The 13,945-nt window shown below is 73.1% G+C and carries 11 protein-coding genes and 1 riboswitch; of the genes, 5 read left to right on the forward strand and 6 right to left on the reverse strand.

The genetic code is table 11. The features are described from left to right. The first annotated feature begins 17 nt into the window (after window positions 1–17). On the forward strand, window positions 18–1,751 hold the full coding sequence (locus ACIG3E_RS02105) for a DUF5691 domain-containing protein (protein WP_399610094.1): 1,734 nt from the start codon (window positions 18–20) through the stop codon (window positions 1,749–1,751). A gap of 119 nt (window positions 1,752–1,870) precedes the next feature. Here the strand turns inward: ACIG3E_RS02105 and ACIG3E_RS02110 are convergent, their stop codons facing one another. Beyond that, window positions 1,871–2,287, reverse strand: coding sequence for a cobalamin B12-binding domain-containing protein (locus ACIG3E_RS02110; protein WP_138961378.1), 417 nt, complete (start codon window positions 2,285–2,287; stop codon window positions 1,871–1,873). Window positions 2,288–2,677: 390 nt separating this feature from the next. Between ACIG3E_RS02110 and ACIG3E_RS02115 the strand changes: the two genes are divergently transcribed. Together ACIG3E_RS02115 and ACIG3E_RS02120 are read left to right on the forward strand one after the other, a co-directional pair. Continuing rightward, window positions 2,678–3,529: a lipase family alpha/beta hydrolase gene (locus tag ACIG3E_RS02115; protein WP_399610097.1), complete on the forward strand. Its 852-nt coding sequence runs from the start codon at window positions 2,678–2,680 to the stop codon at window positions 3,527–3,529. Between the two features lie 223 nt (window positions 3,530–3,752). Beyond that, window positions 3,753–5,315 carry a M23 family metallopeptidase gene (locus ACIG3E_RS02120; RefSeq protein ID WP_399610099.1) on the forward strand — a complete coding sequence of 521 codons (1,563 nt, stop codon included), beginning with the start codon at window positions 3,753–3,755 and terminating at the stop codon, window positions 5,313–5,315. Between the two features lie 61 nt (window positions 5,316–5,376). On the opposite strand, the gene pcrA is transcribed toward ACIG3E_RS02120, so the two are convergent. Beyond that, window positions 5,377–7,839: a DNA helicase PcrA gene (gene pcrA / locus ACIG3E_RS02125; protein WP_399610101.1), complete on the reverse strand. Its 2,463-nt coding sequence runs from the start codon at window positions 7,837–7,839 to the stop codon at window positions 5,377–5,379. A 293-nt stretch (window positions 7,840–8,132) separates the two neighbouring features. Continuing rightward, window positions 8,133–8,289, forward strand: a riboswitch (cyclic di-AMP (ydaO/yuaA leader). Window positions 8,290–8,296: 7 nt separating this feature from the next. Here pcrA and ACIG3E_RS02130 point away from each other — a divergent pair. Continuing rightward, a complete protein-coding gene (locus ACIG3E_RS02130) occupies window positions 8,297–9,565 on the forward strand; it encodes an NlpC/P60 family protein (RefSeq protein ID WP_399610103.1) in 1,269 nt (422 codons plus the stop codon). A gap of 92 nt (window positions 9,566–9,657) precedes the next feature. Here the strand turns inward: ACIG3E_RS02130 and ACIG3E_RS02135 are convergent, their stop codons facing one another. After that, a complete protein-coding gene (locus ACIG3E_RS02135; RefSeq protein ID WP_399610105.1) occupies window positions 9,658–10,011 on the reverse strand; it encodes a hypothetical protein in 354 nt (117 codons plus the stop codon). Window positions 10,012–10,352: 341 nt separating this feature from the next. On the opposite strand from ACIG3E_RS02135, the gene ACIG3E_RS02140 reads away from it, so the two are divergent. Beyond that, entirely contained in the window at window positions 10,353–11,459 is a 1,107-nt protein-coding gene (locus ACIG3E_RS02140; RefSeq protein ID WP_399610108.1) for an NlpC/P60 family protein, read from the forward strand. A gap of 151 nt (window positions 11,460–11,610) precedes the next feature. On the opposite strand, the gene ACIG3E_RS02145 is transcribed toward ACIG3E_RS02140, so the two are convergent. The 3 genes from ACIG3E_RS02145 to ACIG3E_RS02155 all read right to left on the reverse strand — a co-directional run bounded on the left by ACIG3E_RS02145 (window position 11,611) and on the right by ACIG3E_RS02155 (window position 13,940). Beyond that, window positions 11,611–12,345 (reverse strand): LuxR C-terminal-related transcriptional regulator, encoded by a 735-nt coding sequence (locus ACIG3E_RS02145; RefSeq protein ID WP_399610110.1) that lies wholly within the window; start codon window positions 12,343–12,345, stop codon window positions 11,611–11,613. Continuing rightward, entirely contained in the window at window positions 12,342–13,628 is a 1,287-nt protein-coding gene (locus ACIG3E_RS02150; protein WP_242721310.1) for a PspC domain-containing protein, read from the reverse strand. The genes ACIG3E_RS02145 and ACIG3E_RS02150 overlap by 4 nt, the downstream gene beginning before the upstream one ends. 87 nt (window positions 13,629–13,715) lie before the next feature. Then, window positions 13,716–13,940, reverse strand: a complete 225-nt coding sequence (locus ACIG3E_RS02155; RefSeq protein WP_399610113.1) for a hypothetical protein — start codon at window positions 13,938–13,940, stop codon at window positions 13,716–13,718. Window positions 13,941–13,945 lie beyond the last annotated feature (5 nt).

Consider the following 13,945-nt stretch of genomic DNA (forward strand, 5'->3'; position numbering starts at 1 on the left):
CAGGAGAGGGAGCGAAGATGACGACACCGACACCCGCCACGCGCGCGCGGACGACGCGTACGCCCCGCACGGAGCCGACCGCCCCGCAGCCCCAACTCCCCGCACCCACGGCGGAGGCCCCACCCGGCCACCCGGCCGACCCACTCCCCGCCCCTGCGGCGGCCGCCTTCACCCGCACTCCTTGGGAAGAGCTCGTCACGGCGGCGCTCCTGGGCACGGACCGGCGCACGCCGCCCCTGGACGCGCCCGGCAAGGAGGCCCCCATAGCCCTTCTGGACGCGGCGGCCGTCCAGACGGTGCACCGCAGAGCGGGCCTGCGCCCCGCGCCCGCTGCCGCACGGCCCGAGCCCGCTCCCGAGGACCCCCGGCCCGTCGTGCCGCCCGCGGCCCGGCGTCGCCTCGCGAGCCTGCTCGCCGACCACCCGGCGGCGGGCGGCGGCCGCCGGGGCACCGCGCCCGACCTGATGGAACTGCTGCCCCAGTGGCTGGCCCTGGCCATCGACCGGGGCTTCGCGGCCCCGCCGGAGCTGCTGCCCGCGCTGTTGGCCGCGGCCCGCGGCCGCACCGACCTGCGCCCCCAGGCCCTGGCCTTCGCGGGCCCGCGCGCCCTGTGGCTCGCGGGGCTCAACCCGGACTGGAAGTTCGCGCTGCGCGCCGCCCCGCACCGCGCCGCGGCCACCGGCACCCAGGCCCGGGCCGAGGTCGAACGCCGCTGGCAGGAGGGCCTGTTCGCGGAGCGCGTCGCGCTCCTCACCACCCTCCGGGAACACGACCCAGCCGCCGGGCGCGAGCTCCTGGCCGACACCTGGGCGACGGAGCGGGCCGAGGACCGGCTGATGTTCCTCGACTCGCTGCGCACGGGCCTGGGCCCGGCCGACGAGCCGTTCCTGGAGCAGGCCCTCCGCGACCGCAGCCGCAACGTCCGCGCCACGGCCGCCGAGCTCCTGTCCGCCCTGCCGACCTCGGCGCTCGCGAGCCGCATGGCCGACCGCGCCTCCTCCTGCGTGGCGCTCGACCGCACCGCGAGCACCCCGACGCTCACCGTGGAGGCCCCGCACGAGTGCGACGCGGGCATGGAGCGCGACGGCGTCGCCCCGAAGCCGCCCGCGGGCCGGGGCGAGCGCTCCTGGTGGCTCGGCCAGCTGGTGGAGGCCGCACCCCTCGCGACCTGGCGGCACAGACTCGGCGGCCGCGCCCCTGCCGACATCGTGGCGCTTCCCGTCGCGGACGACTGGCGCGGCGAGCTGCACGCCGCGTGGTGCCGCGCCGCCGTCCGCCAGCGCGACGCGACCTGGTCACGGGCGCTGCTCGGCGCCCCCTCCGCGCCGGACGCGGCGGGCCCGGGCGCGGTGTCCCTGGCGGAGCGCGCCAAGCTCCTGTCCGCCCTGCCCGCGCCCGAGCGGGCCGCGTGGGTGGCGGGCTTCATCGACGCGCACGGCCTGTCCGAGGCCTTCCAGCTGCTCGGCGGATGCGCCGTCCCCTGGGCCCCCGACCTCGGCCGCGCGGTCGTGGACGCACTGAACATCGCACGCGACGCGGGCAGTTACCCCTGGAGCTTCAGCGGCGTCATGGGCCTCGCGGAGCGCTGCCTCGACCCGGCCGAAGCCGTGCGGCTCGACGCCCTCACCGCCGTGCCGGACGAGCGCGAGGACGCCGCGCCCGGCGCCGGAGGCTACTGGTCGGAGGCGTTTCAACGCCTGGTCACGACCCTGCGCCTGCGCGCGGAGATGCGGGAGGAGCTCACCCCTTGAAGCACGTCACCGCCCGGCCCGGGGAAGCCGCCCGCCCCAGGGGAGCCACTCGGCCCGAGGAAGCCGCCCGCCCCGGAGAGGCCCGCAGGGACCGGCCCCACGGAGCGCCGCGCGCGGACCTACGCCTCGGTGGGCTGCCGTACGTTCGCCCGGACCCACTCCACGATCGCCGTGGTCGTCGCCCCGGGCGTGAAGATCTCCGCGACGCCCATCTCCTTGAGCGGCGGGATGTCCTCTTCGGGGATGATGCCGCCGCCGAAGACCTGGATGTCCGCCGCGTCGCGCTCCTTCAGGAGCTCGATGACGCGGGCGAACAGCGTCATGTGCGCCCCGGACAGGATGGACAGGCCGATCGCGTCGGCGTCCTCCTGGATGGCCGTGTCGACGACCTGCTCGGGCGTCTGGTGCAGGCCGGTGTAGATGACCTCCATGCCGGCGTCGCGCAGGGCCCGCGCGATCACCTTGGCCCCGCGATCGTGGCCGTCGAGGCCCGGCTTGGCGACCACCACGCGGATCGGACCGGCTCCCACACCCATCACTGCCTCCATGTACCGACGTCCATGTACGGAAATACCGCTGTCCCAGCACGGATACCCCGCGCCGCACCGGCCGGGTAGGTGAACGAACGTTATCTCCAGCATCCCGCAGCACGCAGTTTCGTGGTGGAGAGGGAGGGGGAAATCACACGGTGGGACACGTTCGCTGCGCGCCGCCCCCGTTTCACGGGGCGAGAGCCGGGGGCCGCGCGAGGGGAGCCGCCACGAGGCCGCCGCCGCGCCCCCGTGCCGTCAGCCGCACGGCACGGGGGCGGCGGGGCTTCGTCCGTGGTGCGACGCATCGTGGTTCGTCATGCCTCGGTCACGGCTTCCCATGAGAGGCACACGGGGGACAAGGGTGTCTGCCCGTGTGCCGACCGGGAGGTCGACATGACGGTCACCAGGATCCAGCCCTTTCGCCTCTGCGCCGCGTTGCTGCCCGCGCGACTGGCGGGACTCCCCTTCGCCCTGCTGAAGGCGACAGCCCTGGAGCTCGCGATCCTCGCCGGGCACCTGCTGCTGTACCCCTCGGGCATCACCCAGGAGCGGCGCCCGGCGCCGCAGCCACCGCCGCCCGACGCCCCGCGACTGCCTGCCCGGGACAAACCCCCGGTCCTGCTCCTGCACGGCTTCATCGACAACCGCTCCGTCTTCGTCCTGCTGCGCCGCAGCCTCGCCCAGCACGGCAGGCAGCACCTCGAATCCCTCAACTACTCGCCGCTGACCTGCGACATCCGCAAGGCCGCCGAGCTGCTCGGCCGCCACGTCGAGGAGATCTGCGAGCGCACGGGACACGCGCGCGTGGACATCGTCGGCCACAGCCTCGGCGGCCTCATCGCCCGCTACTACACGCAGCGGCTCGGCGGCGACACCCGCGTCCGCACACTGGTCACCCTCGGCACCCCGCACACGGGCACCCGCGTCGCGCCGCTCGCGGACGCGCACCCGATCGTCCGCCAGATGCGGCCGGGCTCGGACGTCATCCAGGAGCTGCGGGAGCCCGCGCCGGGCTGTCGTACGCAGTTCGTGAGCTTCTGGAGCGAGCTGGACCAGGTGATGGACCCGGTCGAGACGGCCTGCGTCGACCACCCCGACCTGAGCGCGCAGAACGTCCGCGTCTCCGGCATCGGGCACCTCGCCCTGCCGGTGCACCCCGCGGTCGCCTCGGCGATCCGGCAGGCCCTGGACCTCGCGGACCCGGCCGCCGACACCCCGGCGTCGACCGACGGCCTTACGGCCTGAGCGTCGCCGACCCGCACGCCACGAAGGCCCCCTGACCTCGAAAGACCTCGAACACTCCTCGAACGCAAGGCCAAGCCTGTGCCCACAGTCCGCCGAAAGGCGGCCGAATGCCCGTTTCCTGCGAGCGCGGAACCTGCCGAAGATTGTCGCGCCCGCATACCGCCGGGTACAGTCGCGGCACTGCGCTGCCAGCCCCCATGCTGTCGAGGCGAAAGAGAAGTTGGTGAACGACCGTCACCCGCCGGGGACCCCCGCTCCGGCCCCGGCACCCGACGCCGACTACGCTCCCTACGGTTCCTACGACCAGAGCGCGCGGCACGTCGGCTACGGGTACGACGGCTACGCCACCGGCACCTTCGCCGCCACCGGGTTCAACGCCCCGGGTGGCTATGACGGCACGGGCGTCTTCGACACTTCCGGCTCCGGATTCGCGGTCGGTGGGGGCTTCCCCTCCGACCCGCTCTTCGGCGAGCTCCCCGGCCAGGCCTACGACACCGGCCAGTGGGCCACCACGGGCCAGCAGCCCCTCGGCCACGACGGGTTCAGCGCCCCGCAGGGCCCCTCCCCGTACGACACGGGCAGCCACGACACCACGGGCAGGTGGGACACCGGCGGGTACCAGCAGCTCGCGGACATCCCGTCGCAGCCGGGCCCCGACGCCACCGCCACCTGGGACGCCAGCACCTGGGCCGACGCCCAGCAGACCGGCCAGTGGGCCACCCAGGTCTTCGACACCGGCGCGTACGACGCCACCGCCTGGAACGGGGACGGCGACCACGAGCCGTACGGCGCGACGCCCGAGACGTACGGCGCGGAGGCCACGGACGGGCCCGCCGCCGCGGCCCCCGACCAGGGCGACGCCTACGAGAGCGGCGACACCCTGTCCGCCGCGTACGGCCAACCGGCCACCGGCGAGCACGAGTTCACCGCCGACGACACGCCCGGCGACGCACTCGGCGACATCGAAGCGGATGCGAACCTCAGCGAGCACGCCCCCTCCGAGCGCCCTCGCTCCACGCGCGCCTCCGCCCCGCGCACCCGCACCCGGTCGCGCCGCTCCCCCGCCAAGCGTTCCGCGCTGCTCACCGTCGCCGTGCCATCGGCGTGCGTGATGGGCGTCGCGGGAGTGGCCGCGGCGTCGGTCGGTGGCCTCAGCGGAGGCGACGACGACACCAAGGAGACGCGGGCGGCCTCCGCCCCGGACAGCGCGTCCGTGCAGCCGTCCGCCGCGAACAACAAGCTCGACACCCAGCTGGCCAACCTCTCGGCCGACGCGGGCGACTTCGCCGACCGCGCGAGCCGTACGCAGGAACGTATTGACCTCAAGGCCGCCAAGGACGCCGCGCACCGGAAGGCGGTCGCCGAGGCCGCGCGCAAGGAGCGGCTGCGCCCGAAGTTCGCGCTCCCCGTCGCCCAGCACGGCCTGAGCGCGTACTACGGCCAGGCGGGCATCAACTGGATGTCGCAGCACTCCGGCATCGACTTCCCGGTGTCGTACGGCACGCCCGTGATGGCCGCGACCGACGGCGTCGTCTCCACGAAGTGGAACAGCGCCTACGGAAACATGGCGATCGTGACCGCCAAGGACGGCACGGAGACGTGGTACTGCCACCTCTCCACGCACAAGATCTCCAACGGCCCCGTGAAGGCGGGCGACACCATCGCCTTCTCCGGGAACTCCGGCAACTCCACCGGCCCCCACCTGCACTTCGAGGTGCGCCCCGGCGGCGGCTCGGCGATAGACCCCCTGCCGTGGCTGCGCAGCCACGGCCTGGACCCGACGTAGCGGACACGAGCACCGCCGCCCTCCTCGTGGAGGCGGCCGGGCCCCCTCCACGAGGCTTCGCTCAGAGCTTCTCGACCGGCGCGTACCGCAGCAGCAGGCGCTTCGGCTTCTCCCCGCCGAAGTCCACCGTCGCCTCCGCGTTCGCCCCACTGCCCTTCACGCCGACCACCGTGCCGAGGCCGAACTGGTCGTGCGTGACGCGGTCGCCCACGGCGAGCGACACCACCGGCTTCTCCGCCGCCCGGCGCGTGGCAAAGCCCTGCGCGCCCCCCGCGCGCGAACGCGACGACGACAGCGAGGACGCCACTCCCCCGGCGGGCCCCGACGAGGCGGGCGCGCCGACGGAACCCGTCCGCTTCCACTCCAGGTGGGCCGCCGGGATCTCCTCCAGGAAGCGCGACGGCGGGTTGTACGACGGCTGGCCCCAGGCGCTGCGCATCGAGGACCGCGTGAGGTAGAGCCGCTCCCGCGCGCGCGTGATGCCGACGTACGCGAGGCGGCGCTCCTCCTCCAGCTCCTTGGTCTGGCCGAGGGCGCGCATGTGCGGGAACACGCCGTCCTCCATGCCCGTCAGGAACACGACGGGGAATTCGAGGCCCTTGGCGGTGTGCAGCGTCATCAGCGTGATGACGCCCGAGCCGTCGTCCTCCTCGTCGGGGATCTGGTCGGAGTCGGCGACGAGCGCCACCCGCTCCAGGAAGTCGGACAGCGACCCGGCCTCGCCCTCCTGGCGCTCCTGCTCGAACTCCAGGGCCACGGCGGCCAGTTCCTGGAGGTTCTCGATGCGCGTCTCGTCCTGCGGGTCCGTGGAGGACTGCAACTCGGCCAGGTACCCGGTCCGTTCGAGTACGGCCTCCAGGACGACCGCCGGGCCCGCGCCCGACTCGACGACGGTGCGCAGCTCCTCCATGAGGGCGTTGAACCGCTTGACGGCGTTCACCGAGCGGGCCGCCATGCCGTACGCCTCGTCCACGCGGCGCAGGGCCTGCGGGAAGGAGATCTTCTCGCGCTGCGCCAGCGCGTCGATCATGGCTTCGGCGCGGTCGCCGATGCCGCGCTTCGGCACGTTCAGAATGCGGCGCATCGGTACGCCGTCCTCCGGGTTGGCGAGGACCCGCAGGTAGGCCAGGACGTCGCGGACTTCCTTGCGCTCGTAGAAGCGGACGCCGCCGACGACCTTGTAGGGCAGGCCGACGCGGATGAAGATCTCTTCGAAGACACGCGACTGCGCGTTCGTCCGGTAGAAGATCGCCACGTCGCCGGCCTTCGCGTCGCCCGCGTCCGTGAGGCGGTCGATCTCGTCGGCGACGAACTGCGCCTCGTCGTGCTCGGTGTCGGCGACGTAGCCGATGATGCCCGCGCCCGCGCCCGCGTTCGTCCACAGGTTCTTGGGGCGGCGGCTCTCGTTGCGCTCGATGACCGCGTTGGCGGCGCTGAGGATCGTCTGCGTGGAGCGGTAGTTCTGCTCCAGGAGGATCGTGGTGGCGTCCGTGTAGTCCTCCTCGAACTGGAGGATGTTGCGGATCGTGGCGCCGCGGAAGGCGTAGATGGACTGGTCGGCGTCACCGACCACGCACAGCTCGCCGGGCCCCTCGCCTTCCTCGCCCTCCTCCAGGGGAGGGCCGACCAGCTCGCGCACCAGCGCGTACTGCGCGTGGTTCGTGTCCTGGTACTCGTCGACCATGACGTGCCGGAAGCGGCGGCGGTAGTGCTCGGCGACGTCCGGGAAGGCGCGCAGGAGGTGCACCGTCGTCATGATCAGGTCGTCGAAGTCGAGGGCGTTGGCCTCGCGGAGGCGCGACTGGTACATCGCGTACGCCTGGGCGAGGGTCTTCTCGAAGCCGTCGGCGGCCTGGGCGGCGAAGTCCTCCTCGTCGATCAGCTCGTTCTTCAGGTTCGAGATCTTGGCGCTGAAGGACTTCGGCGGGAACTTCTTCGGATCCAGGTCCAGGTCCCGGCAGACCAAGGCCATCAGGCGCTTGGAGTCCGCGGCGTCGTAGATCGAGAACGAGGACGTGAAGCCCAGCTTCTTGTACTCGCGGCGCAGGATGCGCACGCACGCGCTGTGGAACGTCGACACCCACATCGCACCCGCGCGCGGGCCGACGAGCTGCTCGACGCGCTCCTTCATCTCGCCCGCGGCCTTGTTCGTGAACGTGATCGCGAGGATCTGGCCGGGGTGCACCCCGCGCTCGGCGAGCAGGTACGCGATGCGGTGGGTCAGTACGCGGGTCTTGCCGGAGCCCGCGCCCGCGACGATGAGCAGGGGGGATCCCGCGTGCACGACAGCCGCGCGCTGGTTCTCGTTCAGCCCGTCGAGGAGCGCCGCCGGGTCGAGGGCCGGGCGGGGGGCGCCGTCCCGGTAGTACCCGTCCCGGGGTGCGGGCGCGTCGAACTTCCCGTCGAACAGGTCGTCCGGAATCGGCTCCGGAGCGCTGTCCTCGGGCGGCGGCGGGGGCTCCTCCTCAGCGCCCTGCGAGGGCTTGAGGTCCGCCAGGAAGCTGTCGTCAAAGAGGCTGCTCATCGCCTCCCGAGTCTAGGCGGCCCCACTGACAAACCACCCCGGGTTCCGGCCACCGCCCCGGCCGCCCGGCGCCGCCCACGGGGTGCCACCGGGCGGTCACGCCGGGCCACGCCGCAGGTGAGCCGCGTCGCGGCGGCTCCGGGCCCCACACGGAGGTGCGGAAAGTCACGAAAACGTATCGGGCATATCGAACATCAATCTTCCCCCGCGCCACCGGAGTTGGCTAGCGTGCTCCGCGGGCCGCACGTCCCCCCAAACCGGCGAACCACGCCGGGCCGCGCGGCCTCCGCCGAGTCCGACGCGCGCCGATCCCGACGCGTCCGGAGCCGGGGACCCACCATGATCCTGGGGTGAATCCGTCCCGCTGCGCCTCGCACGGGCCGGTAGGGCAGCCCTTCCGAACCGCCCGAACCCGACAGCTAACCCGGTAGGCGGTCCACGGAAGGAGTCGCCTCCCTTGGCGTCGCACCGCAAGCCGCGCACCCGATCCCCCCTGGCACGCAGCGCCCCCGCACTCGGCATCACGACGGCCGCGCTGACCTCCGTAGCGCTCCTGTCACAGAGCGCGAACGCGGCACCGTCCGCCCCCGCCGAGCCCACCAGGCCCGCCGAGCCGAGCCTCGAAGAGGTCCAGAAGAAGGTCGACGACCTCTACCACCAGGCGGGCGTGGCCACCCAGAAGTACAACTCGGCCAAGGAACGCACTGACAAGCAGCGCAAGCACGTCGACAAGCTCCTGGACGACGTCGCCCAGCGCACGGACGACCTGAACGAGGCCCGTCGGCAGCTCGGCTCCTTCGCGGCCGCCCAGTACCGCACCGGCGCCGTCTCCGAGACCGCCGCGTTGATGCTCGCCGACGACCCGAAGGGCTTCTTCGACCAGAACCACCTCGCGGACCGGCTCACCAACCGCCAGAAGAAGGCCGTCGACGACTACCAGACCCAGCAGGTGGCGGCCACCAAGCAGCGCGCGAAGGCCGCGAAGAGCCTGAAGACGCTCAGCCGCTCCCGCGACGAGCTGAAGTCGAGCAAGCGGACCGTCCAGACCAAGCTCGGCGAGGCCCGCACCCTCCTGTCGAAGCTGACCGCCGAGGAGAAGGCGCGGCTCGCCGCGATCGAGAAGCGGAAGGAGGAGGCGGCCCGGCGCAAGGCCGCCGAGCTGGCGCGCAAGCAGGCGGAGGAGGAGCGTAAGCGGAAGGCCGAGGAGGCCAGGGAGGCCGAGCGGCGGGAGCGGGAGCGGGGCTCCGACGGCGGCTCGGGGGCGGGGGCCGGGTCGGGCTCCGACACCGGTACCGGGTCGGGAGCGGGTTCCGACTCTGATTCCGGTTCGGGTTCCGGTTCCGGTTCTGGTTCCGGGAGCACGGACGGCGGGTACGCCGCGAAGGCCGAGAAGGTGATCGGCTTCGCCGAGAAGCAGATCGGCAAGCCCTACGTATGGGGCGCCACGGGCCCCGGCTCCTACGACTGCTCCGGGCTCACGCAGGCCGCGTGGAAGACCGCCGGGATCTCACTGCCCCGCACCACCTGGGACCAGGTGAAGGTCGGCACCACGGTGTCCACGTCCAGCGCCAAACGCGGTGACCTGGTCTTCTTCTACGACGACATCAGCCACGTAGGGATCTACATAGGCAACGGCAAGATGATCCACGCCCCCAAGCCGGGCGCGAACGTACGCGTCGAGTCGATCTACTACATGCCGATCCACAGTGTGGTCCGGCCCGCCTGATCCATCTCCCTAGGAGGGCGACACGTTTTCGGCCCTCTACGTAGAGGGTTCGCTGCTCTACGTAGAGGGCCGAAAACGTGGGCGGTGGGCGGCTACGTCCACAGGACGGCGATGAAGATGTTCGCCGTCGTCAGCGCGCCGACCGCGCCGAACATCGCCTTGTCCACCCTCTCCTCGTCGCGCTTCAGGTACACGAGCCCGAGGATCACGACGAGGACCGCCATCTTGATGCCGATCTTGAGGTTGTTGACCTCGTTGTCGTCGGCCTGGTTCAGGCCGACCAGGGCCACGCCCGTGATCAGCATGGTGAGCGCGCCGTGCAGCATCGGGGGGCCGAAGCGGGCCGTGCCGTCACCCATCGCCTTCATCTGGGTCAGGAAGCCGCCCAGGAGCGAGGCGATACCGATGATGTGCAGGCCGACGAAGAGATGGATGAGTACGTCCATGGGGCGGAGCCTAACCGGGCCCGTATCACCCCCCTTCAGGCAGGTGGACCACAAACACCACATCGGTCACAGGAACGGGTGAAGCGGGTGCCGACCGGCCGCCGGAGCGGTCGCGCCCGGTCACGAGCGGGCCACGGGCGCCACTTCCGCACAACAGGTCACGACCCGGTGACGGCGAGGTTTAGCGTCCATGACCGGTGACCGGCTCCCCACCGTCGTCCGGACCAGGGACGGCAGCCGGACATCACCGCCGAGAAGTCCGGCGGCGCCTCGTTCCCCCTGTGCGCGGCGTCGCCGGACCCGTACCGGACCTGGCCACTGTGGAAGGACGTGGAGCCTCCGTGCCACAGCACCGCAAGCCGAAGCAGCGCTCGCTCAGCGGCCATACGGCCCGTACCGCCGCCACCCTCGCCCTCGCGTCGGCGGCCACGGCGACCGCCTTCGAGGGCACCGGACACGCCGAGCCGCGGCTCTCCCTCGGCGAGGTGAGGGCCAAGGTCGACCGGCTGTACCGCGAGGCCGAGGTCGCCACCGAGAAGTACAACGGCGCCAAGGAGAAGGCCGACCGGGCCGAGGAGTCCCTGCGGGACCTGCGGGACGAGGCCGCCCGCAAGACGGAGCGGCTCAACTCGGCGCGCCAGGGCCTCGGCTCACTGGCCACCGCCCAGTACCGCGCCGGAGCCGTCGACCCGTCCGTCCAGCTCGCGCTCTCCGCCGACCCGGACGCCTTCCTCGACCGGGCCACCCGCGCCGACCACGCGGGCCGTCGCCAGGCCGCCGAGGTCGCCGACGTACGACGCCAGGTCAGGGAGCTCGACCAGCTCCACACCGAGGCCGACGACACCCTCGGCGACCTCAAGTCCCGTCAGGCGGACCTGCGGAAGCACAAGAAGACCGTGACCGGCAAGCTCGGCGAGGCCAAGCGCCTGCTCGCCCGGCTGACCGCCGACGAACGGGCGCGCCTCGCCCGCGCCGAGCGCGACGACGAAGCCCGTGGCCCAGCGGGCTCAGGCAGCCCCGACAGCTCCGACAGCTCCGGGCGGCCGTCCCGCGACGACGCGCGCGGCGCGGTCCCGGCGGGCACCGTGAAGGCCCCCGACTCCCGCGCCGCGAAGGCCGTCTCGTACGCCTACAAGGCGCTCGGCAGCCCCTATGTCTGGGGCGCCACGGGCCCGAACGCCTTCGACTGCTCCGGCCTCACGCAGGCCGCCTACCGCGCGGCGGGCGTCTCGCTGCCGCGCACGACCTACGCCCAGATCGACGCGGGCCGCCGCGTCGGACGCTCCGAACTCCAGCCGGGCGACCTGGTGTTCTTCTACTCCGGCATCAGCCACGTCGGCCTCTACGTGGGCAACGGCCAGATGATCCACGCCCCCAACCCCAGCGCGCCGGTCCGTCTGGCCCCCATCGACCAGATGCCGTTCGCGGGCGCCACACGGGTGGCGTGAGGGCCGCGCGGGAGCGGGGCGGGCGGGGACGCCGCCGGGCGGTCGTGGGGCGGGCAGCGCGTCGGCACGGGACGTAACGGGGTGACGGGACGGAGCTTGCCGGGCCGGGCAGGGCGCTGGAGCGGCGCCGGAGCGGGGCGTGGTGGGCCCGTCAGACGAGCCGTCGGGCCGTCGCCCACCTCGTCAGCTCGTGCCGGTTCGACAGCTGGAGCTTCCTCAGGACCGCCGACACATGCGACTCGACCGTCTTCACGGAGATGTACAGCTGCTTGGCGATCTCCTTGTACGCGTACCCGCGCGCGATGAGGCGCAGGACCTCGCGCTCGCGCTGGGTGAGGCGGTCCAGGTCCTCGTCCACCGGCGCCGCGTCCGTCGAGGCGAAGGCGTCCAGGACGAAACCGGCGAGGCGCGGCGAGAACACCGCGTCGCCCTCCTGCACCCGGAAGATCGAGTCGACCAGGTCGGTGCCGGTGATGGTCTTGGTGACATAGCCGCGGGCGCCGCCCCGGATGACGCCGATGACGTCCTCGGCGGCGTCCGACACGGACAGCGCGAGGAACCGCACCGGGCTCTCCGCGTCGGCCATCAACGGCGCGCAGCGGCGCAGGACTTCCACCCCGCCGCCGCCCGGCAGGTGCACGTCGAGCAGCACGACCTCGGGCCGGGCCGCCGTGATCACCGTGACCGCCTGGTCGACGTCCGCGGCCTCGCCGACGACCTCGACGCCCGTGCGCTCGGTCTGGCCGATCTCCGCCTGCACTCCCGTGCGAAACATCCGGTGGTCGTCGACCAGGACGACCTTCACCCGCCGTGCGGCGCCGGTCCCGGCCTCCGCTGCCCCGGCGGCCGGATCCACGGGCCCGCTCGCTTCGGTCGCGTCGCTCATGTCGCCGCCGTCCTCTCCATCTCCAGCTCGACTTCCGTGCCGCCGCCCGGCACCGTGCGCAGCCGCGCCGTACCGCCGTTGCGCTGCATGCGGCCGATGATCGATTCTCGTACGCCCATGCGGTCGTCCGGTACCGCGTCCAGGTCGAAGCCCGGGCCGCGGTCGCGGACCGACACGAAGACCGTCTCCCCCTCGACCTCGGCGAAGACCTGCACCGCGCCGCCCTCGCCACCGTACTTGGCGGCGTTCACCATCGCTTCTCTCGCGGCCTGCATCTGCGCCGTCAGGCGCTCGTCGAGCGGGCAGTCGCCAACGACGACGACCTCGATGGGGACGCCGTGCTTGTCCTCGACCTCCGCGGCGTTGCGCCGGACCGCCTCGGCGAGGGTGTCGGGCTCCTCGGCCTCCTCCTTGCCGGTGCCCTCCGGCTTGTACAGCCAGGCGCGCAGGTCGCGCTCCTGCGCGCGGGCGAGGCGGCGGACCTCGCCGGGACTGTCCGCGTTGCGCTGGATGAGCGTCAGGGTGTGGAGCACCGAGTCATGCACGTGGGCGGCGACCTCGGCGCGCTCCTGGGCGCGGATGCGCATCAGCCGCTCCTCGGAGAGGTCCTGCGTCATCCGCACGAGATAGGGGCCCGCGAGCAGCGCTATGCCGACGAGCACGGCGAGCGCCGCCTGCAGGGCCGCGCCCAGGTCGGACGCGGAGCCGCGCAGCACGAAGATGCCGGACACGCCGACGCCGACGAGGAGCACACCGGCCGCGGTCCGGGCGATCGTCAGGGTGCGGCGCTTGCGGCCGACCTCCATCCAGCGGGCCCGCCGGGCGTTGTCCGCCTGGCGCCAGACGAGGGCGACACCGGCGGCGACGAGCAGGGTCGGCCAGAGATACGCCTTCGTCGGGCCGCCGAGGTCCACGCTGCCGACGAAGACCATGGCGACGGCGAGCATCGCGAGGAGCGCGACGATCTGGCCCTTGTCCGGCTTGCGGGCGACGAGTCTGCGGCGGCCGTCCGCCGCCGTCTCCGTGGTGACCACGGCGGCGCGCTGGGCGCCGACGCCGCCGACGCCGAGGGGCACGAAGAACCAGAACGCCGCGTAGAGCAGCGCGCCGAGGCCGTTCGCCGTGAAGAGTCCGATGAAGATGAGCCGCACCCAGATGACGGGCAGGCCGAGGTGGCCCGCGAGGCCGCGTGCGACCCCGCCGAGCAGGCGGCCCTCACCGCTGCGATAGAGCTTCCGCAGCGGCCGCTCGTCTTCGATGGGTACAGCTGCGGCGTCTGGCATGCCACCGATGGTCACACGCGGGCGGGGCCGGGGGCATCAGGGTCGATCCCCGAGACTCCCCTGATCTCGGGGGCTGGTCGCGGCCGGTCACGGGCCGGTCGCGGGGGCGGAGGCGGGCGGGCGCGGGCCGGGCGCGGCGGCGGGCGCGGCGGCGGGCGCGGCGGCGGGCGCGGCGGCGGGCGCGGCGGCGGGCGCGGCGGCGGGCGGGCGCAGGGCCCGCGTCAGGGTCGCGGCTCCGGGGCCGTCAGGGGTGATATCAGGGTTCGGCCAGGGTTCTCCCGACTGCCGCGAGCGGGGCGGGGCCGTCACCATGGACT

It is taken from the genome of Streptomyces sp. NPDC053474 (genome assembly GCF_044544845.1).
GTDB lineage: Bacteria > Actinomycetota > Actinomycetes > Streptomycetales > Streptomycetaceae > Streptomyces.

Bases quoted from the DNA above. Each gene is read 5' to 3' on its own strand.
- ACIG3E_RS02145 (WP_399610110.1), bottom strand. From the start codon at position 12,345: ATGAGCGACGCGACCGAAGCGAGCGGGCCCGTGGATCCGGCCGCCGGG.
- ACIG3E_RS02150 (WP_242721310.1), bottom strand. From the start codon at position 13,628: ATGCCAGACGCCGCAGCTGTACCCATCGAAGACGAGCGGCCGCTGCGG.
- pcrA (WP_399610101.1), bottom strand. From the start codon at position 7,839: ATGAGCAGCCTCTTTGACGACAGCTTCCTGGCGGACCTCAAGCCCTCG.
- ACIG3E_RS02135 (WP_399610105.1), bottom strand. From the start codon at position 10,011: ATGGACGTACTCATCCATCTCTTCGTCGGCCTGCACATCATCGGTATC.
- ACIG3E_RS02155 (WP_399610113.1), bottom strand. From the start codon at position 13,940: ATGGTGACGGCCCCGCCCCGCTCGCGGCAGTCGGGAGAACCCTGGCCG.
- ACIG3E_RS02105 (WP_399610094.1), top strand. From the start codon at position 18: ATGACGACACCGACACCCGCCACGCGCGCGCGGACGACGCGTACGCCC.
- ACIG3E_RS02110 (WP_138961378.1), bottom strand. From the start codon at position 2,287: ATGGGTGTGGGAGCCGGTCCGATCCGCGTGGTGGTCGCCAAGCCGGGC.
- ACIG3E_RS02115 (WP_399610097.1), top strand. From the start codon at position 2,678: ATGACGGTCACCAGGATCCAGCCCTTTCGCCTCTGCGCCGCGTTGCTG.